The organism is Gillisella vitis (assembly GCF_001541345.2).
Taxonomy (GTDB): Bacteria; Pseudomonadota; Alphaproteobacteria; order Rhizobiales; family Rhizobiaceae; genus Allorhizobium; species Allorhizobium vitis.
Genome location: NZ_LMVL02000005.1, coordinates 240,606 through 262,381 on the forward strand (window position 1 = coordinate 240,606; position 21,776 = coordinate 262,381).

24 protein-coding genes are annotated in these 21,776 nt (G+C 58.9%); 10 read left to right on the forward strand and 14 right to left on the reverse strand.

Annotation, left to right across the window (positions count from 1 at the left end; all coding sequences use genetic code 11):
* Positions 1-67: 67 nt before the first annotated feature.
* Positions 68-616, reverse strand: a complete 549-nt coding sequence (gene rplS, locus ASB66_RS18440) for a 50S ribosomal protein L19 (RefSeq protein WP_060718717.1) — start codon at positions 614-616, stop codon at positions 68-70.
* Between the two features lie 273 nt (positions 617-889).
* Here rplS and ASB66_RS18445 point away from each other — a divergent pair, with 273 nt between their 5' ends.
* Positions 890-1,633, forward strand: a complete 744-nt coding sequence (locus ASB66_RS18445) for a sulfite exporter TauE/SafE family protein (RefSeq protein ID WP_060718716.1) — start codon at positions 890-892, stop codon at positions 1,631-1,633.
* Here ASB66_RS18445 and trmD read toward each other — a convergent pair.
* From trmD to ASB66_RS18475, 6 genes are all read right to left on the reverse strand, one after another.
* Positions 1,615-2,334: a tRNA (guanosine(37)-N1)-methyltransferase TrmD gene (gene trmD / locus ASB66_RS18450; RefSeq protein WP_060718715.1), complete on the reverse strand. Its 720-nt coding sequence runs from the start codon at positions 2,332-2,334 to the stop codon at positions 1,615-1,617. The two genes, ASB66_RS18445 and trmD, sit on opposite strands and share 19 nt — an antisense overlap.
* A 1-nt stretch (position 2,335) precedes the next feature.
* The gene (gene rimM / locus ASB66_RS18455; protein WP_060718714.1) at positions 2,336-2,908 is read right to left on the reverse strand and encodes a ribosome maturation factor RimM; all 573 of its coding nucleotides are present in this window, start codon (positions 2,906-2,908) and stop codon (positions 2,336-2,338) included.
* A gap of 124 nt (positions 2,909-3,032) precedes the next feature.
* Positions 3,033-3,404, reverse strand: coding sequence for a 30S ribosomal protein S16 (rpsP, locus tag ASB66_RS18460; protein WP_015917458.1), 372 nt, complete (start codon positions 3,402-3,404; stop codon positions 3,033-3,035).
* Positions 3,405-3,468: 64 nt separating this feature from the next.
* Positions 3,469-3,801, reverse strand: a complete 333-nt coding sequence (locus ASB66_RS18465; protein ID WP_156544714.1) for a chorismate mutase — start codon at positions 3,799-3,801, stop codon at positions 3,469-3,471.
* Between the two features lie 12 nt (positions 3,802-3,813).
* Entirely contained in the window at positions 3,814-5,394 is a 1,581-nt protein-coding gene (gene ffh, locus ASB66_RS18470; RefSeq protein WP_060718713.1) for a signal recognition particle protein, read from the reverse strand.
* 255 nt (positions 5,395-5,649) lie between these two features.
* The gene (locus ASB66_RS18475) at positions 5,650-6,147 is read right to left on the reverse strand and encodes a hypothetical protein (protein WP_147274055.1); all 498 of its coding nucleotides are present in this window, start codon (positions 6,145-6,147) and stop codon (positions 5,650-5,652) included.
* A 261-nt stretch (positions 6,148-6,408) separates the two neighbouring features.
* Here ASB66_RS18475 and ASB66_RS18480 point away from each other — a divergent pair, with 261 nt between their 5' ends.
* The 6 genes from ASB66_RS18480 to ASB66_RS18505 all read left to right on the forward strand — a co-directional run bounded on the left by ASB66_RS18480 (position 6,409) and on the right by ASB66_RS18505 (position 12,358).
* On the forward strand, positions 6,409-7,404 hold the full coding sequence (locus ASB66_RS18480; protein WP_060718711.1) for an MBL fold metallo-hydrolase: 996 nt from the start codon (positions 6,409-6,411) through the stop codon (positions 7,402-7,404).
* A gap of 70 nt (positions 7,405-7,474) precedes the next feature.
* Positions 7,475-8,386 (forward strand): diaminopimelate epimerase, encoded by a 912-nt coding sequence (gene dapF, locus ASB66_RS18485; protein ID WP_060718710.1) that lies wholly within the window; start codon positions 7,475-7,477, stop codon positions 8,384-8,386.
* The gene (mtaB, locus tag ASB66_RS18490; protein ID WP_060718709.1) at positions 8,383-9,657 is read left to right on the forward strand and encodes a tRNA (N(6)-L-threonylcarbamoyladenosine(37)-C(2))-methylthiotransferase MtaB; all 1,275 of its coding nucleotides are present in this window, start codon (positions 8,383-8,385) and stop codon (positions 9,655-9,657) included. Before dapF ends, mtaB begins: the two co-directional genes overlap by 4 nt.
* A gap of 22 nt (positions 9,658-9,679) precedes the next feature.
* Positions 9,680-11,047 (forward strand): signal recognition particle-docking protein FtsY, encoded by a 1,368-nt coding sequence (ftsY, locus tag ASB66_RS18495; RefSeq protein ID WP_060718708.1) that lies wholly within the window; start codon positions 9,680-9,682, stop codon positions 11,045-11,047.
* A 73-nt stretch (positions 11,048-11,120) separates the two neighbouring features.
* Positions 11,121-11,771, forward strand: coding sequence for a septation protein A (locus ASB66_RS18500; protein WP_060718707.1), 651 nt, complete (start codon positions 11,121-11,123; stop codon positions 11,769-11,771).
* A complete protein-coding gene (locus ASB66_RS18505) occupies positions 11,768-12,358 on the forward strand; it encodes a DUF2585 domain-containing protein (RefSeq protein ID WP_114386829.1) in 591 nt (196 codons plus the stop codon). The genes ASB66_RS18500 and ASB66_RS18505 overlap by 4 nt, the downstream gene beginning before the upstream one ends.
* On the opposite strand, the gene ASB66_RS18510 is transcribed toward ASB66_RS18505, so the two are convergent.
* The 5 genes from ASB66_RS18510 to ccmA all read right to left on the reverse strand — a co-directional run bounded on the left by ASB66_RS18510 (position 12,333) and on the right by ccmA (position 15,298).
* Positions 12,333-12,959 (reverse strand): DsbE family thiol:disulfide interchange protein, encoded by a 627-nt coding sequence (locus tag ASB66_RS18510; RefSeq protein WP_060718706.1) that lies wholly within the window; start codon positions 12,957-12,959, stop codon positions 12,333-12,335. The genes ASB66_RS18505 and ASB66_RS18510 overlap by 26 nt on opposite strands.
* Positions 12,959-13,129 (reverse strand): heme exporter protein CcmD, encoded by a 171-nt coding sequence (ccmD, locus tag ASB66_RS18515; RefSeq protein WP_060718705.1) that lies wholly within the window; start codon positions 13,127-13,129, stop codon positions 12,959-12,961. The genes ASB66_RS18510 and ccmD overlap by 1 nt, the downstream gene beginning before the upstream one ends.
* The gene (locus tag ASB66_RS18520) at positions 13,126-13,908 is read right to left on the reverse strand and encodes a heme ABC transporter permease (RefSeq protein ID WP_060718896.1); all 783 of its coding nucleotides are present in this window, start codon (positions 13,906-13,908) and stop codon (positions 13,126-13,128) included. The genes ccmD and ASB66_RS18520 overlap by 4 nt, the downstream gene beginning before the upstream one ends.
* 68 nt (positions 13,909-13,976) lie before the next feature.
* Entirely contained in the window at positions 13,977-14,636 is a 660-nt protein-coding gene (gene ccmB, locus ASB66_RS18525) for a heme exporter protein CcmB (protein ID WP_060718704.1), read from the reverse strand.
* Positions 14,633-15,298: a heme ABC exporter ATP-binding protein CcmA gene (gene ccmA, locus ASB66_RS18530; RefSeq protein WP_171431004.1), complete on the reverse strand. Its 666-nt coding sequence runs from the start codon at positions 15,296-15,298 to the stop codon at positions 14,633-14,635. Before ccmA ends, ccmB begins: the two co-directional genes overlap by 4 nt.
* A gap of 251 nt (positions 15,299-15,549) precedes the next feature.
* On the opposite strand from ccmA, the gene acnA reads away from it, so the two are divergent.
* The 3 genes from acnA to ASB66_RS18550 all read left to right on the forward strand — a co-directional run bounded on the left by acnA (position 15,550) and on the right by ASB66_RS18550 (position 20,249).
* Positions 15,550-18,243: an aconitate hydratase AcnA gene (gene acnA, locus ASB66_RS18535; protein WP_060718703.1), complete on the forward strand. Its 2,694-nt coding sequence runs from the start codon at positions 15,550-15,552 to the stop codon at positions 18,241-18,243.
* A 467-nt stretch (positions 18,244-18,710) separates the two neighbouring features.
* Positions 18,711-19,499: a DUF1223 domain-containing protein gene (locus tag ASB66_RS18540; RefSeq protein WP_060718894.1), complete on the forward strand. Its 789-nt coding sequence runs from the start codon at positions 18,711-18,713 to the stop codon at positions 19,497-19,499.
* Between the two features lie 330 nt (positions 19,500-19,829).
* Positions 19,830-20,249, forward strand: a complete 420-nt coding sequence (locus ASB66_RS18550) for a DUF2794 domain-containing protein (protein WP_015917441.1) — start codon at positions 19,830-19,832, stop codon at positions 20,247-20,249.
* Positions 20,250-20,256: 7 nt separating this feature from the next.
* Here the strand turns inward: ASB66_RS18550 and ASB66_RS18555 are convergent, their stop codons facing one another.
* Positions 20,257-20,814 (reverse strand): GNAT family N-acetyltransferase, encoded by a 558-nt coding sequence (locus ASB66_RS18555; protein ID WP_060718702.1) that lies wholly within the window; start codon positions 20,812-20,814, stop codon positions 20,257-20,259.
* Positions 20,815-20,942: 128 nt separating this feature from the next.
* The gene (locus ASB66_RS18560; protein ID WP_060718701.1) at positions 20,943-21,713 is read right to left on the reverse strand and encodes a Bax inhibitor-1/YccA family protein; all 771 of its coding nucleotides are present in this window, start codon (positions 21,711-21,713) and stop codon (positions 20,943-20,945) included.
* Positions 21,714-21,776 lie beyond the last annotated feature (63 nt).

Genomic DNA, 21,776 nt, shown 5'->3' on the forward strand with positions numbered 1-21,776 from the left:
GCTGAGAGCGGTTGGAAACAAAAAAGGCGGCCCGAAGACCGCCTTTTTCAAAATGACTATGCCAGACTTATTCAGCCGAACCTTCGGCAGCCTTTGCAGCTTCGGCTTCAGCGGCAGCGGCAGCGGCCTTTTCGGCAGCTTCTGCTGCGGCCTTTTCAGCGGCCAGGGCCTGTGCTGCTGCAACCTTTTCGGCTTCCAGACGGGCCTTTTCCTCAGCCAGTGCGGCGCGTTCGGCGTCGTTCAGCTTGCGGGCGCGGGTGCCGGTGTTTTCAACGATACGGGCAGATTTGCCACGACGGTCGCGCAGGTAGTAGAGCTTGGCGCGACGAACCTTACCGCGACGAACCACTTCGACGCTTTCGACCAGCGGCGAATAGACCGGGAAAACGCGCTCGACGCCTTCGCCATAGGAAATCTTGCGAACGGTGAAGCTTTCGTTGATGCTGCCGCCGGAGCGGGCAATGCAAACGCCTTCATAGGCCTGTACGCGGGTACGGTTGCCTTCCGTGACGCGGACGTTGACGCGCAGCGTATCGCCAGGAGAAAATTCCGGCAGGGTGCGCTTGGCTTCGATCTTGGCGGCCTGTTCGGCTTCCAGCTGCTGAATGATGTTCATCGGTTTAACCTTTTCAAGTTCTTCTGAAACAGCCAGAGCGCTCATCCCTCATCCCTGGGTCATAGCCTCGGGATGACGCCTTGCGGCGGGAGCGGTTTCGCAGTTCTTTGTTTTCGGTCTTTTCAGTCTCGTTCACGGGATAACACCCGTTTCTGCGCCTGCCCTTATACCAATCGCTCCGGCTTGTCATCCCTTGACCCCAAGAATTTTGCTCGGGTGATCGGCTTGCGCGGGCCGCAGCCTGTTGCAATAACGGCGCAGGGGGAGCCATTCATGTCAATCGAAATCATCAGTCTGATGTTTGTCGCCGGGTTTTTCTCGGCGGTGGTCAATGCCATTGCTGGCGGCGGGACCTTCCTGACCTTCGGGGTGCTGACCCTTGTAGGCCTGCCATCGGTCACGGCCAATGCGACCTCTTCCATCATCCAGTTTCCCGGCTATATCACCTCGACACTCGCCTATCGGCGCGAAATCGCCGCCCATTGGAAAAGCGCTGCGCTGCTGTCGTTCATCTCAGCCGTGGGTTCGCTGATGGGCGCGTTGATCCTCATCTCCCTCTCCAATCCCACCTTCAGCCGCCTGGTGCCGTGGCTGTTGCTGATGGCAACGCTGGTGTTTGCGTTTGGCCCTCGGCTAAGACGCAAGGCCGATCAGCAGCACCCCGCCAACCTGCTCGGATTGCTGTTGCAAGGCATCACCTCCATCTATGGCGGATTTTTCGGGGCGGGCATGGGCATTATGATGCTGGCCTCGCTGCAATTTGCCAGCGGTGGTGATTACCACCATCTGAACGCGCTGAAGAACCTGCTGGCCATCGTCATCGCCGCCATTGCCATCCTGGTGTTTGCCACGGCTGGCGCGGTGTCGTGGCTGCATGCGGGCATCATGCTGCCTGCGGCGGCATTGGGTGGCTATGCTGGCGTGCACATGGCCAAACGTGCGCCGCAGACATTGCTGCGCTGGCTGGTGATCGCCGCTGGTCTGTCGCTGGCGATCTATTATTTTTTGAAAGGCTGATTGGCCGGGAATTGATTTTCCGGGTGCTGAGAGAGCAAATCTGGCCGCCGCTCGCGGGTTAGTGTCTCAGATTGCTCCTGGCGCCAGGCCTCGATGGCACCGTGATTGCCCGAGGTCAGCACCGATGGGATCTCGCGGCCCTCAAAGACTTGCGGGCGGGTATAATGTGGATGTTCCAGCAATCCGCCCTCGAAGCTTTCATGCAGGCCGGACAGGTCATTGCCCATCACGCCGGGGATGATGCGCACCACGGCATCCAGAAGCGTCAGGGCCGCAGGCTCTCCGCCTGAGAGAATATAATCGCCGATGGAGACTTCCTCCAGATTGCGAGCCTCGATGACCCGCTGATCGATACCTTCAAACCGTCCGCAGACGATCACCACGCCGCTACCGCCAGCGATGTCGCGGACTCGTTTCTGGGTGAGCGGCCTGCCCCGCGGGCTCATCAGCAGGCGGGGGCGGTCATCGTCCCCAAGGCTGTCGATGGCTCTGGCCAGCACATCCGGTTTCAGTACCATGCCTGCCCCGCCACCGGCGGGCGTGTCATCAACGCTGCGGTGCTTGTCACTGGCAAAATCGCGGATCTGCACCGCTTCCATGGCCCATTGGCCACGCTCCAGCGCCCGGCCTGCCAGCGACACGCCGAGATGCCCAGGAAACATCTCCGGGTAGAGCGTCAGCACCGTTGCCTGAAATGTCATATCAGCGACCGCCGCTCTTCGGCTTGCCATCGGCGCTGAACGGTTCCTCGCTCCCGTCGTCCTTCAGGCCCGCCGCCTCCGGGTCGATCAACAGCTTGCCTTCCTCCAGATCGATTTGAAGCACGGCAGCTTCGGAAAACGGCACAAGAACGGGGCGTTTTCCCGGTCCTTTTACTTCCAGCAGATCGCCTGCGCCGAAATCGAACACTGCCGTTACGGTGCCGTAGCTATTGCCTTCGGCATCCACCACCGCCAGACCCTCGAGGTCGGCATAATAGAATTCATCATCATCAAGTTCTTCATCGGGCAGCGCGCTGCGCTCGATAAACAGTTCCAGTCCGTTGATGGCTTCGGCGGCGTTGCGGTCATTGATGCCACGAAAACGCACCACGACAACGGTTTTGGCCTCACGAATATCCAGCACCTCAAAGACCCGGCCATCTGCGGCATGCAGTTTGCCGTAATCGCCCAGCGCCATCGGGTCGGCGGTGAAGGACTTCACCCGCACTTCGCCACGCAGGCCCTGGGCGGCACCGATAACGGCCATCAGCACGGGATTTTCAAGCTTGGTCATGGCGGATGCAGGTCCTTGGCGAAAGTCGGGGGCTGTTTGAAATTGGGTAGAAGCGAAAGAAGGATAAACGACAAACGGGCGACATGAAACCATGCCGCCCGTCGGTCAAATCATTTCAAACCGATTATTCAGCGGCTTCGGCAGTCGCAGCAGCCAGGGCATCAGCCTTCTGCTTCTTTTCAGCCAGACGCTCAACAGCGCGCTTGCCGGGCTTTGCCTTTTCAGGGTTGCTGCGTGCAGCGCGTTCAGCCAGGCCAGCTTCTGCAAGGAACTTCAGAACGCGGTCGGTCGGCTGTGCGCCCTTGGCAATCCATTCCTTGATACGGTCAGCGTTCAGTTCAACGCGCTTTTCATTGTCCTTGCCGAGCATTGGGTTCCAGGAACCAACCTTTTCCAGGAAACGGCCATCGCGTGGGCTGCGGGCATCGGCGATAACGATCTGGTAGTAAGGACGCTTCTTGGAACCGCCGCGGGCGAGACGAATCTTGAGGGACATGGGTATACTCCTTGGTTTTTAACCGGCGCGGTCTGTTGCGTCCGGTGTGTTGTTGAGGCCGCCGTCAGGCGGTCTGTTCCGTTTGACTGCTATGTTCAGCCGCAATGGCTTCATGATGCCGGATAACTTCCTTGATGATGAAATTCAGGAAAGTCTCGGCAAAATCCGGGTCGAGTTGAGCGTCCTTGGCAAGCTGCCGCAAACGTCCGATCTGGTATTCTTCCCGCGCCGGATCGGCGGACGGAAGGTCGTATTTGGCTTTCAGCACGCCCACTGCCTGCGTGCAGCGGAAGCGTTCGGCCAGCATATGCACCAGTGCCGCGTCGATATTGTCAATCGACTGGCGGTAACCGGCCAGTTCCTGTCTGATGGTGGTATCAAACACGGGATGGGACATTGGCAGCTATCCTCACTTCTTCTTTGGGAGACCGGGAAGGCCGGGAAAGCCTCCACCAAGACCGGGCAATTTTCCACCACCCAGACCGGGAAGTCCGCCACCCATTCCACCTGCCAGGCCACCAAGGCCCGGCGGCGGCTTGATACCAGCGGCTTCAGCCTGGCGCGCCAAGGCTTCCAGCTGCTTGGGGTCCATGGAGCTGAGATCCGGCATACCGCCCATCCCCCCCATTCCGCCCATGCCCATCTTTCCGGCGAGGCCGCCCATCAGCTGCTTCATCATGCCGCCGCCCTTCTTGCCGCCCATCATTTTCATCATGTCGGCCATCTGGCGGTGCATTTTCAAAAGCTTGTTGATCTCGGAGGCATCGGTGCCGGAACCCTTGGCAATGCGCTTCTTGCGGGAATGCTTAAGGATATCGGGATTGGTGCGCTCGGCCTTGGTCATCGACGAGATGATGGCAATCTGGCGGCCAAACATCTTGTCGTCCATGCCTGACGCCGCCATCTTGTCCTTCATTCCGGCCATGCCGGGCATCAGGCCCATGATGCCGCCCATGCCGCCCATTTTCTGCATCTGGCGCAGCTGGTCGGCCAGGTCATCGAGGTCGAACTTGCCCTTGGCCATCTTGGCGGCCATGGCGGCGGCCTTTTCGGCATCGATATTTTCGGCGGCCTTTTCGACCAGCGAAACGATGTCGCCCATGCCGAGAATACGGTCGGCGATCCGGCGTGGATGGAATTCATCCAGTTCCGTCATCTTTTCGCCAACGCCGATCAGCTTGATCGGCTTGCCGGTGATGGCACGCATCGACAGGGCAGCACCGCCACGGCCATCGCCGTCCATGCGGGTCAGAACCAGGCCAGTAATACCGACCCGCTCATCGAAATTGCGGGCGAGATTGACGGCGTCCTGACCGGTTAGCGCATCGGCGACCAGCAGGATTTCGTGCGGCTTGGCATTCTTCTTGATGTCGGCCATTTCGACCATCAAGGGCTCGTCGATGTGTGTGCGGCCTGCGGTGTCGAGAATGACCACGTCATGGCCGCCCAGCTTGGCGGCCTGCACGGCACGGCTGGCAATATCGGTCGGTGACTGGCCGGCAATGATCGGCAGTGTATCGACGCCGGTCTGCACGCCCAATTGCCGCAACTGTTCCTGGGCGGCGGGACGGCGGGTGTCCAGCGAGGCCATCAGGACTTTCTTGCGATCGCGGTCGGTCAACCGCTTGGCGATCTTGCCGGTCGTGGTGGTTTTACCGGAGCCCTGGAGGCCGACCATCATGATCACGACGGGTGCCGGGGCGTGCAGGTCGATGGAAACGCCTTCGGCGCCCAGCATGTCGACCAATTCGTCATGGACGATCTTGACCACCATCTGGCCGGGCTTGATGGCTTTCAAAACGGCGGCACCAACCGCCTTTTCCCGCACTTTGTCGGTAAAGCTGCGCACCACTTCCAACGCGACGTCGGCTTCCAGCAGGGCGCGGCGAACCTCCCGCAGGGCGGCGGAAACATCGGCTTCCGACAACGCGCCACGGCCGGTCAGTCCATTCAAGATGGAGCCAAGGCGGTCCTGCAGGTTCTCAAACATCGCATCATCCTCATGGGTTGGGTTGCCCCAAACCTCGGGTTTTCCTGTGCCAAAAACAAGACGCAAAGCCAAAAATCACCCGAGGGCGCATCGCGCTGTCGGGTGTTGACCTCCGGGAACTCTTTATACCTTTACGGGTCCCGGTCGGCGGCTCGGAGTCATGTCTCGTCGCAGATTTGGGAGGGGTAAACAGCAAAATGCCGCAGGAGTCAAGAATGCTTTGCCTTGAGCAGTGCGGGGGAGGGCCTTGGTGTCTTACTGTTTTGCATAACGCTCGCTGTACTCGGCCTCATAGAAGGCCAGCCTGTCATGCCATTGCATAATCGACTGGCCATCTCCGCCTGCATTTGCCTGGTTTGCGAGTTTCTGAACCCATTGTCCGGCCTCCTGCGAGAATTCGTAGACGGTAAGGCCGTGTTGCTCGAGAACCTTTTGCGGGTCGACGCCGAATTTAACAGCCGCTTGCAGGTGGCCTTGAACTCTCGCATAGTCTTCAAAGGTCGCAAGCTTGCCTTTCTGTGCCACTTGCATCGGGGCTTTGGCAAAGCGACCGCTGTTGGGATTGGCAAATGCCTCTCCATAGAGACGGGAGAATTCGCGTTGCGGATCGGGCGATTCTTTCCATGCCTTGGTAAAGCCGGCATCGATTTCCTGAAATTGGGCATCGGTCACGCCCAGTATGTTCTCAACCTCGCTTTTGTCCATAGTGTTGGCGATACGGGCGTTGGCTGCTGCCCATTCTTCAAAGGTCACGCCATGAATGGGGGCTGGGATATCTTGCGCCGAGGCTGGCAGGGCAGACGCAAAAGCCAAGGACGTGATCAGAACAGCTATTTTTATCAAATACATACATATGTCCTATTTGCCAAAAAACGGTTGTAATCCATATCTAGCGTTTATCAGGGAAAAGTGGAGCCGGTTTTCTCGAAAAGATAAATGAAAACAAGAGCACCGAGAGTCTCTCGGTTATTGTGACTTCCTGGGGAGTCATCGATTTTAACAATTGAAGATGTCATGATAAAAAATCCCTATTATCGCGGTCCGGTTTCCGACCATTTTGATGGAACCCGTTTTTTCAATCCTGGCGGTATCGTGCCCTTCGGCTTTACCTCCGTCATGCGCTGGAAGCTCAAAGGTCAGCGTGCTCGCTGGCCCAAGCAGGTCGAGTTGCCGGAAGGGCAGGCTCGGCCTCTGCCGCGTGTCGAGGGCAAGGATCTGCGGGTCACCATGATCGGCCATGCCTCGATGCTGATCCAGGTCGGTGGACTCAATATTCTGACAGATCCTGTCTGGTCCGACCGGGCCAGTCCGGTGGCATTTGCCGGACCGAAGCGAGCGATCGCGCCGGGAATTCGGCTGAACGACCTGCCGTCCATCGATGTGGTATTGATCACCCATAATCATTACGATCATCTCGACGGAAGGACGCTTGCGCGCCTGCATCACGCATTTGCGCCGCATTTCGTTACGCCATTGGGCAATGATGTCACCATTCGCCGCGCCGTGCCTCTGGCCCATGTCAGCGTGCTGGACTGGGGGCAGCATCTGGTGGTCAGCGCCGATGTCCGTGTCACCGCAGAACCCTGCCATCACTGGTCGGCGCGGGGGGCAAGGGATCGGCGCATGGCGCTGTGGGCGGCCTTTGTGCTCGAAACGCCGGCCGGCAAGATCTATCATATTGGCGATACTGGCTTTCACGAGGGCATCAATTACCGGGCAGCGGCCCGGAAATATGGCGGTTTCCGGCTGGCTAACCTACCGATCGGCGCCTATGAGCCGCGCTGGTTCATGCGCGGCCAGCATCAGAACCCCCAGGAAGCGGTGGAGGGGTTTACGCTCTGCAATGCCTCTTTTGCCGTTGGCCATCATTTCGGAACGTTTCAACTGACCGACGAGCCGATCACGGAGCCGGTGGACCATCTGGCCGCCGCGTTGGAAGCGGCGGGTATTGCGCCCGAACGGTTCCGGCCTTTGCAGGCTGGCCAGGTGTTTGATGTGCCTGCCGGTTGATCCCGCTGCCACTGGTAATTCCAGTGAAATTGCGCCATATAGCGCTCAACAACCGCAGGACAGGAAGGCTATGGGCAATCGGGTCGAATTCGCGAAGATGAACGGGCTTGGCAACAAGATCCTGGTCGTCGACATGCGCGGCCGCGCCGACCGCGTCACGCCGCAGGCGGCCATTGCGCTGGCGGGTGATGCTGAAACCCATTTCGACCAGATCATGGCGATCCACGATCCCAAGCTGGCGGGTACCTTCGCCTATATCGACATTATCAATTGCGATGGCACGCTGGCGCAGGCCTGCGGCAACGGCACACGCTGCGTGGTGCAGGCCCTGTCGGCGGAAACCGGCTTGAAGGCTTTCACCTTCCAGACGCTGGCTGGCATTCTCAACGCCGTCGAGCATGAAGATGGCACGGTGTCCGTCGATATGGGCTCACCTGTGTTCGACTGGAACCGCATCCCGCTGTCGGAAGAGTTTCACGATACCAGCCGGATCGAATTGCAGATCGGGCCGATTGATGCGCCGGTGCTGCATTCGCCTGCCGTGATGTCGATGGGCAATCCGCATGCGGTATTCTGGGTGGACCGTGACCCGATGTCCTATGATCTGGAACGGTTCGGGCCGCTGCTCGAAAACCATCCGCTGTTTCCTGAAAAGGCCAATATTACATTGGCGCAGGTCACATCCAAGACCGCGATGACCACCCGTACCTGGGAGCGCGGCGCCGGGCTGACGCTGGCCTGCGGTTCCGCTGCTTGTGCCGCCGGGGTTTCCGCAGCCCGCACCGGGCGCACCGAGCGCAAAGTGACGATCACCGTCGCCTCCAGCCCCAATCGCCAGGCCCTCGACATCGAATGGCGCGAGCGTGACGGGCATGTGATCATGACGGGTGCGGCAGAATGGGAATGGGCTGGACAGCTCGATCCGCAGACCGGCGCCTGGCAGCGCGAGCAGCAGGCGGGCCACGAGGCCTCGGTCTCGTGAGCGACATAAACGTCATCACCTTCGGCTGCCGCCTCAATACCTACGAATCGGAAGTGATGAAGGCGGAGGCCGAAAAGGCGGGCCTTGACCAGACTATTCTGGTCAATACCTGTGCGGTGACGGGCGAGGCGGTGCGTCAGGCCCGCCAGGCCATCCGCCGCGCCCGGCGTGAAAACCCGCAGGCGCGGATTATCGTGACCGGCTGTGCCGCCCAGACCGACGCCGCAGGCTTTGCCGCCATGCCGGAAGTGGATCTTGTGCTGGGCAATGAGGAAAAGCTGAAGGCTGAACATTACCGCGCTTTGCCTGACTTCGGGGTGGCTGCGGCGGAAAAGCTGCGGGTCAACGATATCATGAGCGTGACAGAGACCGCGCCGCAAATGGTCAGCCATATAGACGGCCATGTGCGTGGTTTCCTTCAGGTGCAGAACGGCTGCGACCATCGCTGCACCTTCTGCATCATCCCCTATGGACGGGGCAATTCGCGCTCCGTGCCGATGGGGGCCGTGGTGGAACAGGCCCGCAAGCTGGTGGAAAACGGCTACCGCGAAGTGGTGCTGACCGGCGTGGATGCCACCAGCTACGGCGCCGATCTGCCCGGCCAGCCCAGCCTGGGCCTGCTGGCAAAAACGCTGTTGAAACAGGTGCCTGACATTCTGCGTCTGCGGCTGTCCTCCATCGATAGTATTGAGGTTGACCGCCACTTGATCGACCTGATCGCCGAAGAGCCGCGCTTCATGCCGCATCTGCATCTGTCGTTGCAGCATGGTGACGACATGATCCTGAAGCGGATGAAGCGCCGCCATTCACGGGCGGATGCCTTGGGGTTTGCGACACAGGTCCGCGCCCTGCGGCCCGATTTCAGCTTTGGTGCTGATATGATTGCCGGGTTCCCGACCGAAACCGAGGAGATGGCGGCAAATTCCGCTCGTCTGGCGCAAGAGATCGGCATCGCCCATCTGCATGTCTTTCCTTATAGCCCAAGGCCCGGCACACCGGCTGCCCGAATGCCGCAACTGGACCGCGCTTTGGTGAAAGCGCGTGCTGCCAGCCTTCGTGCAGTTGCCGAACAGCTGCATCATGCCCATCTTGAACACATGGTCGGCTCACAGCAAAAGCTGCTGGTGGAGCGCAACGAAATGGCGCATACGCAGGACTTCACCCTCGTGGCCGCTCCGGGTCATCTGCCGGGTGCCCTTGTGGATGCGGTGATCGGCGGTCACAATGGACGTCACCTGATTATTGAACAGTCAGCCGCCGCTGCGGCCTGAACGTCGAAAAGCAAAGAACATCATGGCGCTTGGATTCATCAAAAAAGTCTTCACCTTTGGCAAGGACAAGCCAAGCGAAACAGGTGTAGATGCCGGGCTTTCCGCCGAGGAAAAAGCCGCCATTGCCGCCGAGAGCGAGCCGCATGACCGTGTGGAGCAATTGCCGCTGGCCGAAGATCCTGTTCTGGCCGAGGAAGTCGAGACGGCAGGCGGGCCTTCCGATGATCTGGTCGAAGATCAGGCTGATGAAGATGATGTGACGGCGGAGGATCTGAGCCTCTTGCCGCTGTCGCTGCTGGAAGCCGAAGAGGCTGCTGACGAGCACCCCTCTGATGACGCGACGCCGTCTTTCGATGAATTGCTCGACGAGGCGGAAGACGCTTCGCCCGGCACTGAGATCGCGCTGCCGAAGGGTTTTTCGACCGTGGTCGAGCCGCAGCCTGAGCCGGAAACCCCTGAGGTGAAACAGAGCTGGTTCCAGCGCCTGAAAGCCGGGCTGTTTCGCACCTCCTCGCAGCTCACCGGCCAGATCTCAGCGCTGTTCACCAAGCGCAAGCTGGACGAAGAGACTCTGGAAGAGCTGGAGGATCTGCTGATCCAGGCCGATCTCGGCGTCGAGACTGCCATGCGTGTCACCGGCACCCTGTCGTCTGAGCGCTATGGCAAGGATGTGACTGGTGAGGACGTGACGCGCATCATGGCGGCTGAAATCGTCAAGGTGTTGAAGCCGGTGGCCAAGCCATTGGCGCTGGACCTTAACCACAAGCCGCATGTCATTCTCGTCGTCGGCGTCAACGGCACGGGCAAGACCACGACCATCGGCAAGCTTGCCGCCAAATTGTCCGGCTCCGGGCTAAAGGTCATGCTGGCAGCGGGTGATACGTTCCGTGCCGCCGCCATCGAGCAGCTGAAGATTTGGGCGGATCGCACCGGATCGACCTTTATCGGCACCAAGCTTGGCGCCGATGCAGCGGGGCTGGCCTATGATGCTTTCGAAAAGGCCAGGGCGGAAAAATCCGACGTGCTGATCATCGATACGGCAGGCCGGTTGCAGAACAAGACCGAGTTGATGGACGAGCTGGAAAAGATCGTTCGGGTTCTCTCCAAGCTCGACCCGGATGCGCCGCATACGGTGTTGCAGACGCTGGATGCCACCACCGGCCAGAACGCCATGAACCAGGTGGAAATTTTCCGCAATGTCGCCGGTGTCAACGGCCTGATCATGACCAAGCTGGATGGCACAGCGCGCGGCGGTATTCTGGTCGCCATCGCCGCCAAGCACAAATTGCCGGTCTATTTCATTGGCGTTGGCGAAGGCGTGGATGATCTCGAACCCTTCGAGGCCGAGGATTTTGCCCGCGCCATTGCCGGTTTTGGCCCCTCAAGCTAAAGCGCCCATCTTTAAATTCGACGCAATTTCGTATTAACCGCAAAACTAAGCCCGAAGAGCAAAGCAGGATACCATGACAGCAGGAAACGCAGACCAGCAACCGAGTGCGGCAGAACAGCATCACCCCTTGCTGAAGCTGGCCTTGGAGCTTGGGCCGCTGCTGGTGTTCTTCTTCGGCAATCTGCGCGGCGAATGGCTGGCGGCGCATTTTCCGGCCCTGACCGCCATCGGCGGGCCGCTGTTGATTGCGACGGCGCTGTTCATGGTCGCCACCGTGCTGGCGCTTGTTGTGTCCAAGATCGTCTTCAAGCACTTGCCGATCATGCCTTTCGTATCCGGCGTGGTGGTGCTGGTGTTCGGATCGCTGTCGATCTGGCTCCAAGACGACACATTCATCAAGATGAAGCCGACCATCGTTAACGCGCTGTTCGGCTTGGTGCTGCTTGGCGGATTGCTGTTTGGCAAATCCTTGCTCGGCTATGTTTTTAATGCGGCTTTCCAGCTTGATGACGAGGGCTGGCGCAAGCTGACGCTGCGCTGGGGTATTTTCTTCCTGTTCCTCGCGGTGCTGAACGAGGTGGTCTGGCGCAATTTCACCAATGATGTCTGGGTGAATTTCAAGGTCTGGGGAACGATGCCCATTACCATTCTGTTCACGCTGGCGCAGATGCCGCTGATCATGCGCCATTCTCTGGAAAACAAAGCGGAAGAGGGCGGCAAGTGACGGCTGTGGCGGGATCGCCGAAAACCCATCATGCCGCCTCGTTCTGGCTGGTCGTTCCCGTCATCATTCTGGCCGTACAGATCTTGGCCGAGCATTTTATGGGCCGGATCTGGATCTGCTCCTGCGGCTATGTGAAACTGTTCGAGGCGGGCGTGAATACGCCCGGCAATTCCCAACACCTGGCGGATTGGTACACGCCCTCGCATATCATCCACGGATTCCTGTTTTACGGTCTCGGCTGGCTGGTGCTGCGGCGGGGGTCGTTTGGTCAGCGGCTGACGCTGGCCACTCTGATTGAGGCGGGCTGGGAATTGCTGGAAAATTCCCCAATCATCATCAACCGTTACCGCGCCGCCACCATGGCTGTTGGCTATGAGGGTGACAGCATCCTGAATTCGGCGATGGATACCGTGTTCATGGCACTCGGCTTCATCTTCGCGTCCCGCGCGCCGATCTGGCTGACGATTGTCGTTGCAATGTTTTTCGAGTTGCTGACGGGGTATCTGATCCGGGACAATCTGACTCTGAATGTCATCATGCTGGTCTGGCCGGTGGATGCGATCAAGGCCTGGCAGGCGGCTCTGTAATGGCTTTGACGGCAAGTGCCCTGTCGATAGCCGGGTAAAGACCGTTTTCTATCGATTGCGCATCAAAAGGCCCGACCCGCTTGTAAACAATCGTGCCATCCGGCGCGACGAGATAGCTTTCCGGGATACCGTAGACGCCCCAGTCAATTGCCGCCTTGCCGTTCGGGTCGATGCCGATGGCTTTGTAGGGATTGCCAAGCTCGCCCAAAAACCTCAGCGCGTTGTCGCTCTTGTCCTTGTAGTTGATGGCGACGATCTGGATGCGGGGGTCATTGCTCAGCTGTTTCAGCAGCGGATGCTCATCCCGGCAGGGCACACACCAGGACGCAAACACATTGACCAGCGTGAGCTTGCCCGTGATGGCGGAAGAGGTCAGCGCCGGCAGGTTGGAGCCTTCCAGCGGTGGCAGGTTCAGGGTGGGCGCCTTGGTGCCGATCAGCGCGGAGGGAATATCGCTGACATTCTTGCCGTTGAAATCCTGATCATAGAGCATCTTGCCCGCTGTTCCCGCGATCAGCGCGAAAACCGCAAGCGGAATGGCCGCCAGCAGGTAACGGGAGAGCCCGCGCTTTTCAGCGGTTTCCAGCCTGTCCTCAGCCATCAGAGCGCCTTTTCTGTCGATGTGTCGGAGCGGCGGCGGATGCCTGCCGCCTCCAGCGCCTTCAACTCTTTCTGACGCGCGCGGCCCTCCAGCCAGATCCAGATAACCATGAACAGAATGGCGGCCGCGGTCAGCCCGTAGGCGGTGCCGATATAGAAGGCATATTTCATGATGCGCTCTCCTGCGAGGCGACCCGGGCGGCAAGCCGTCGCTGGGCCATGATTCGCCGCCGCCAGATCTCGTTGCGCATCGCCATCAGATGCAGGGTGAAGAACAGCAGCGTGAAGGCTACGGCCATGACCAGCAAGGGCCGCAGAAACTCCGGATCGACACTTGGGCCGCCAAGCTTGAGGATGCTGGCCGGCTGGTGCAGCGTATTCCACCATTCCACGGAAAATTTGATGATCGGAATATTGACGAAGCCGACCAGGATCAGCACCGAACTGATCCGCGCCGATTTCGACGGATCGTCCATGGCTCGGTTGAGGGCGATCAGGCCCAGATACATCAGGAACAGAATGAACACCGAAGTCAGGCGGGCATCGCCCCAGGCCCACCATGTTCCCCACATTGGCCTGCCCCAGAGCGAGCCGGTGACCAGCGCAATGAAGGTAAAGGCCGCTCCCAGCGGGGCCGCGGCCCGATGGCTGACATCGGCCAGCGGATGACGCCAGACCAGCGTGCCGATGGCGGAGACCGCCATCACCGAATAGCACATCATCGCCAGCCAGGCCGAGGGTACATGGATATACATGATCCGCACCGTATCGCCCTGCTGATAATCGCCCTCGGTGGTGAAGGCGAGCGTCAGGCCGATGGCCAGCAGAATAATGGTTGTTCCCGCCATCCACGGCAGGACACGTGCCACCAGCGCCAGAAACCGGGTCGGATTGGCCAGTGCGTTTAATCGGGCAGTGAGCTTGGTCGAAGCAAGGCTGTTGTCGGTCATGCTGCTTTCTACCCTGAGGATGGTGTTGCTGCAATTGATCGCAATCAATTGCAGGAGGTCAAGAATGATCAATCCGCTGTGTTTCTGAGCGCCAATGCTGCTGCCGATGGGCCTATGACCGCGAAGAATAAAGTCAGTGCGGATAGAAACAGAAAAGGCGGCAGGAAAGGGGCTGGGTCTTCCACAGCCGCATAGGAAGCACTCACACCGAAAATCAGCACCGGAATGGCCAGCGGCAGAACCAGGATCGATACCAACAGCCCACCCCGCGGCAGGGCCACGGCAACCGCCGCTCCGGCAGCGCCAATGAAGGTCAGCGCGGGAGAGCCGACCAGCAGCGTCAGCATCACTGCCCCGATGGCCATTTCGCTCATATTCATGAACAGACCCAGCAGCGGCGAAGCGATCACCAGCGGCAGGCTGGTCGCCGTCCAATGGGCCAGGCATTTGACGAAGACGGTCAGCACCAGCGGTGTTTCCTGCATGAGCAGCAGATCCAGCGAACCGTCATCCCGGTCGGCCTGAAACAGCCGGTCGAGGCCGAGCAGCGCTGACAGCAGCGCGCCGATCCAGACAATGGCAGGACCGATTCGGGCCAGCAGGTTCATATCCGGACCGACGCCAAAGGGAATCACTGCCACCACGGTCAGGAAGAACAGCACGCCGATCAGTGCGCCGCCGCCCGCCCTGACCGACAGTTTCAAGTCGCGCAGGAATAAAGCGATCACGCCGCATCCTCCAGATAGCCGTAGTCGAAGCCCTTCATTTCCAACAGATTCGGGTTGTCCAGCCCCAAGGGCTGGTGGGTGGCGGCCAGCACCATGCCGCCGTGGGCCAGATGAGCGCGGATCAGGCTTGAAAACATTTCATCAGCTTTGACGTCCAGTGCGGCGGTCGGCTCATCGAGAATCCAGATCGGGCGGTAGGAGACCAGCAACCGGGCCATGGCGAAGCGCCGCTGCTGCCCGGCAGACAGATAGCCATAGGGCAGGTGGGTAATACCACCCAGTCCAACCTGATCGGCGGCCTCTTCGATGGAGATGCCTGCACCGCCTTGGGCCTGTCCGAGAAATGCCTTCCAGAACTCCAGATTTTCGGCCACTGTCAGTTCCGCCTTCATGCCGTTGCGATGGCCGAGGTAATGGCTGACCTCGCGGGGCGGCCGTGGCTCGGTGCCGGGTGATTCGAACAGGACGGAGCCACGCTCTGGCCGGATGAAGCCGGCGATGACCCGCAGCAAGGTGGATTTTCCCGATCCGTTGCGACCGGTCAGGATCAGCGCTTCGCCGGATGACAGCGTGAAGGAGATGTTGCGAAACAACAGATCCTCGCCGCGTTTTGCGGCCAGTTCCAGGGCATTTAGCCGGGTGATTTCCCCTTTGTTTAGCAAAGCTTATCGCCTTTAAAAAATTGTGCCATTTGGCCTTCTACACTCTGGAACAGTTCTTGGAAATTCTCTATAAGACCTGCAACCACGCCAGCGACCGGCGTGTCCATCATCCTAGCGCCGAACTTGAATGTTGCGTAAAGCGATTTTCACGGGCGGACAGCGGAAATGGTCGCACCCGCATCCTGATGTGCATGTAGTGCATAGGCGTCCGCACGTATGTGTTGGCTATCAGTATCAGCGGGGTTCTATCCGTGTCCAAATCGCTTGACAGTTTCAATTGCCGGTCGACGCTTTCCGTCGATGGCAAGGATTATGTCTATTACAGTATCCCCAAGGCCGAGGCCAATGGCCTGACCGGCGTTTCCAAGCTGCCCTATTCCATGAAGGTGCTGCTGGAAAACCTACTGCGCAACGAAGACGGCCGCTCCGTCACCAAGGCCGACATTGAAAACGTCGCCGCCTGGCTCGTTGACAAGGGCACGGCTGAAAACGAAATAGCCTATCGTCCGGCCCGCGTGCTGATGCAGGACTTCACCGGCGTTCCCGCCGTGGTCGATCTGGCCGCCATGCGCGATGCCATGGTGTCACTGGGTGGCGATCCGGAAAAGATCAACCCGCTGGTTCCCGTCGACCTCGTCATCGACCACTCGGTCATCGTCGATGAATTCGGTACGCCAACCGCTTTTGCCCGTAACGTTGAGCTGGAATATGAGCGCAACGGCGAGCGTTACCGCTTCCTCAAGTGGGGCCAGCAGGCGTTCAAAAACTTCCGCGTTGTTCCTCCGGGCACTGGCATCTGTCACCAGGTCAATCTCGAATATCTCGGCCAGACCGTTTGGACCAAGGACGAAGACGGCGAAACCACTGCCTATCCGGACACCTGCGTTGGCACCGATTCGCATACCACGATGATCAACGGTCTGGGCGTTCTGGGCTGGGGCGTTGGCGGTATCGAAGCCGAAGCGGCCATGCTTGGCCAGCCGGTTTCCATGCTGCTGCCTGAGGTCATCGGCTTTAAGCTGACCGGCAAGGTCAAGGAAGGCGTCACCGCCACCGACCTCGTGCTGACCGTTGTGCAGATGCTGCGCAAGAAGGGCGTTGTGTCCAAATTCGTTGAATTCTTCGGCCCCGGCCTGGATTCGATGTCTTTGGCCGACCGCGCCACCATTGGCAACATGGGCCCGGAATATGGCGCGACCTGCGGCTTCTTCCCGGTTGACGGCGAAACCATCAACTACCTGACGATGTCGGGCCGCACCAAGGACCGGATTGCACTGGTCGAAGCCTATTCCAAGGCGCAGGGCATGTGGCGCGACGGCGACGGTTCCGAACTGGTGTTCACCGACACGTTGGAACTCGACCTCGGCGACGTTGTGCCGTCGATGGCGGGTCCAAAGCGTCCGGAAGGCCGTCTGGCCTTGGAAACGATTGCGCCAAACTTCGCAACGGCGCTGGAAGGCGACTACAAGAAGCCTGGCCAGCTGACCAATCGCTACGCTGTTGAAGGCACTGACTTCGACCTCGGTCATGGCGATGTGGCCATTGCCGCTATCACCTCCTGCACCAACACCTCCAACCCGAGCGTGTTGATTGCTGCTGGCCTTCTGGCCCGTAATGCTGTTGCCAAGGGTCTGAAGTCCAAGCCCTGGGTCAAGACCTCGCTGGCACCTGGAAGCCAGGTTGTTGGTGAATACCTGTCCAAGTCTGGCCTGCAGGTTTCTCTGGATGCACTCGGCTTCAACCTCGTTGGTTTCGGCTGCACCACCTGCATCGGCAACTCTGGCCCGCTGCCAGCGCCGATCTCCAAGACCATCAACGACAAGGGCCTGATCACCGCAGGCGTTCTGTCGGGCAACCGTAACTTCGAAGGCCGTATCTCGCCGGACGTTCAGGCCAACTACCTGGCATCTCCGCCGCTGGTTGTTGCTTACGCGCTGGCCGGTTCGGTCCAGAAGGACCTGACCACGGAGCCTTTGGGCGAAGACCAGGACGGCAATCCGGTGTTCCTCCGGGATATCTGGCCGACCTCGAAGGAAATCCAGGAATTCATCCTGAAATACGTCACCCGCGAACTGTACGAAAGCAAGTATGCCGACGTGTTCAAGGGTGATGAAAACTGGCAGGCCGTTCAGATTCCGGCTGGCCAGACCTATGCCTGGGACGACAACTCGACCTATGTGCAGAACCCGCCTTACTTCGTGGGCATGGGCAAGAGTGGTTCCGGTCTCAAGAACATCACCAACGCGCGCGTTCTTGGCCTGTTTGGTGACAAGATCACCACCGACCATATCTCGCCGGCTGGCTCCATCAAGGCGGCGTCGCCTGCTGGCGCCTATCTGTTGGACCATGGCGTTGGCGTGGCGGACTTCAACCAGTACGGTACCCGTCGCGGCAATCACGAAGTGATGATGCGCGGTACCTTCGCCAATATCCGTATCCGCAACCACATGCTCGGTCCGAACGGCAAGGAAGGTGGCTACACCATCCATTATCCGTCCAAGGAAGAGATGTCGATTTACGATGCGGCTATGCAGTACAAGGCCGAGGGCGTTCCGCTGGTGATCTTTGCTGGCGTGGAATACGGTAACGGTTCCTCGCGTGACTGGGCTGCTAAGGGTACCAACCTGCTCGGCGTGCGCGCCGTGATTGCCCAGTCGTTCGAGCGTATCCACCGCTCCAACCTGGTCGGCATGGGCATCGTTCCTTTCTGCTTCGAGGACGGCACCACCTGGGCCAGCCTCAACCTGAAGGGCGACGAAACCGTGACGATCGAAGGCCTCGAAGGCGAGATCAAGCCACGCGAGAAGAAGATCGCCAAGATCACCTATGCCGATGGCACAGTGAAGGATCTGCCGCTGATCTGCCGCATCGATACGCTTGACGAAGTGACCTACGTGAATAACGGCGGCATCTTGCAGACCGTTCTGCGCGATCTGGCCGCTTAATCCTGTCGATTCCCACTGAAAATAACAGCCGCTGGCGCAAATGCCGGCGGCTTTTTTGTTTTCTCTTCACTTCAAGGTTGCTCTCACCCCAACGTGACTTGGTGTTGAAGCGGGTCCTGTTTATCTTCTCAATCCATGAGCAGGCTGATCGGCGGCTTGGCGATGCTTAGGACCAGGTTCATGTGACCGGTTTAAACTGCTTTGACATGTTTATGCAGTATAGACAGCGTAAGCCGGGCTGGCTGCAAGGGGGCGCTCCGAAAAGGATCGTTCGGCACTTTGAGACGCCATGGTATTGTGGCGGGCTTACTGCATAATTCTTTAAACCGGAATCGGTTTAAAGGGAAAATTATGCAGCAGATATAAAGAGCTACAGCGAACCTTTGTGCGCCATATATGGCGCACGGCGCTGTAGAGGAGTTGACTAAAGGGGAGGGTTGAAGAATGGGGCAGTATCGATGGTTTCGATGAAGGTTACGGCAATTCCTGGGAAAGGCCTCCTTGTGGGCCTGATGATGTGCTTGGCAGCTGCCTCAGTCGTCAAGGCTGAGGATGTGCATTCGCCGAAGGGGGTTGTCGAGCTTTTTACGTCGCAGGGCTGTGTATCCTGCCCACCCGCCGACCGTGCCTTTGAAGCGCTCGCCAAACAACCTGATGTGATCGCACTGGCCTACCATGTCGATTACTGGAACTACCGTGGTTGGACCGATACGCTCGGGTCCCCTGGCAATACCGCCCGCCAATATGCCTATGCACGAAGCTTCGGTAGGAGCGGTGTCTATACGCCCCAGGCTGTGGTCAATGGCGCGATGCAGATGAAGGGTACCGATGCGACGACGCTTTCGGGAAAACTGGATGGGCTGCGGGCCAGCGGCAATGGCTTGTCCGTCAAGGTCGATGCAGCCATTCAAGGGGATGCACTGTCGGTGTCGATCGGCAATGGCCAAGGTCGCGCCGATGTGATCGTCGTCTATTTCAAGCGTCGAAAAGATGTCGAGGTCCTGAAGGGTGAAAACAAGGGCCAGCGCATGACCTATTGGAACAGCGTCAGCGACATCCAATCTGTCGGCATGTGGCATGGCGATAGTTTGAAACTGACCCTGCCATCCAAGGTCCTGCGCAGCAATGATTGTGACGGATTTGCAGTGCTGCTTCAGTCTTCGACGCAAAATGGAGAGCCTGGCAGGATCGTCGGAGCAGCAATGGTAATGGCTCAATCTGCGGGAAATGAGAGCGCTAAGCAACTCAATCCATGATTGGAAAACAGTTTGCGCATGGCGCGCTGCCGGGTCTCACATATCATATTTTGTCTTCAGCGGGTCCGGCCGGGAACATTGGGGGGCTGGGGGTAAGGGGTCAATGCGCCAGACCGGACCCTTGACGCTGACGCGTCAACTGAAGACGGTGCAATCTCGTCTGCAATTGGGGCGCTGTTTTGACCGAAATACGGCGAAGGAAAAAAACCTTCCGAAATGGTACAGGTTGAGCTTTTTGGCGCAAACCGCTTACGCAGTTACGCTCTTGCAATTTGATGCCTGTCAGGCAAACTGTCACCGGCTTGTCATGAAAAGCACGAAGGAGCCCCAATGACCGATCAGCCGGATTTACCTCGTGAAGTCCCGCCCGTCACTCCTGAAACTGGCCAGCGTCCGGGCAACAGACCTGCTCCCGTGGTGGATCTGAGGGATTACAAGCAGAATCTTGATCCGCTACCGGTCACTTTTCATCGTACGGAATTGGATGCGATCCTATGGGTCTATGGCCGCATGGTCGGGGAAGGCGAGTGGCGCGATTACGCGCTTGACCACCTGAAAGACAAGGCGGTGTTTTCCGTTTTCAAGCGCTCCGGTGAGATGCCTTTGTATCGGATCGAGAAAAATCCGAAGCTTGCGGCAAAGCAAGGGGCCTTTTCTGTAGTCAATACCCACGGAATGATTTTGAAACGTGGGCATGACCTGCGTCAGGTGCTGAAAGTGTTCGACAAGGTTTTGAAACTGGTCGAGTAGAGCGTCCTCACCCTTTGAAAAGGCTGCCGGGATAGGTTTTTTCGTCGGGTAGTGTCTGGTTACCCTCGCCGAGCGCGCGTTGCATGAAAACGGTGTCGAGCCAGGTTCCGTGTTTGAAGCCGGAGCCGTTGATACCTCCGGCATGGGTAAATCCCAGGCTGCGGTGAACGCCAATTGACGCGGGGTTAGCGCCACCGATCACCGTGATCATCTGCCTGAAGCCCAGTGCCGTGCATTGCGCCACCAGATCGGCCAGCAGCGCCTTACCGATCCCCTTGCCTTGGGCTGCCTCTGCCAGGTAAATCGAATCCTCCACCAGAAAGCGATAGGCCGGCCGAGTGCGAAAAGCCGAGGCATAGGCATAGCCGAGCAGACCGCCGTCACCATCCTCTGAGACGATATAGGGATAGAATTGAGAGGTGATCGTTTCCATCCGGTGCGCCATCTCAGTCACGTCGGGTGGGGTGATTTCATAGCTTGCCTTTCCCGTCAGAATGGCATGCGAGTAAATCTCGGTGATGCGGGGGATGTCGGCTAAGGTGGCTGCGCGGATTTGCACGGGCATGGGACTTTCTACGCTGAGAAACAGTGTAGATTTCCGTCTTGCATAGCCAGGCGCTTACGGCAAGACGGCTCATGAAAAAGGGCGACCCGAAGGCCGCCCTGATGTGATCCTGTTACTTTTGTCCGCCGTTAGCGACGGTCGCCCATGAAGCGCAGCATGAACAGGAACAGGTTGATGAAGTCGAGGTAAAGGGTCAGCGCACCCAGGATAGCCTTGCGGCCAGCCGTATCGGCACCGTCCTGCTCGAAATACATTTCCTTGATCTTCTGGGTGTCGTAGGCGGTCAGGCCTGCAAAGATCACAACGCCGATAGCCGAAACAGCAAAGGCGAGGGCAGAAGACTGAAGGAAGATGTTGACCAGCGAGGCGATGATCAGGCCGAACAGACCCATGATCAGGAACGAACCCATCGCGCTCAGGCTACGCTTGGTGGTGTAGCCATACAGCGACAGGGCGCCGAACGAAGCAGCCGTGACGAAGAAGGTTTGCACCACGCTCTGGCCGGTATAGATCAGCAGGATCGACGACAACGACAGGCCGACCAGGCCAGCATAGACCAGGAAGGTGGTGCGGGCCGCCGATACGCTCATCGACTGGATCTTGAAGCTCAGGAAAAACACCAGGCCGATAGGAGCCAGCATGATCACCCATTTCAGCGGGCTACCGTAAATGGCAGCGCCAAGGCTGGTCAGCATGATGCCGTTGCCGAACTGTCCGACAGCCTGGGATGGGTCGGTCGTGGTGGCAAGCATGGCGATCACGTAAGCCGCAACGCCGGTAATCGCCAGTCCAAGACCCATCAGGTTATAGACCTTCAGCATGTAGCTGCGCAGGCCCTGGTCGATCATCTCGGCCGAACCTACCCCAGTACGCGCCTGATAATTGCGAAAATCAGACATGGTTTCCTCTCATTAAGCCCCGGATTGTTCACGGTGCGGGACAGTGTCCCAAGCGCCGCTGCG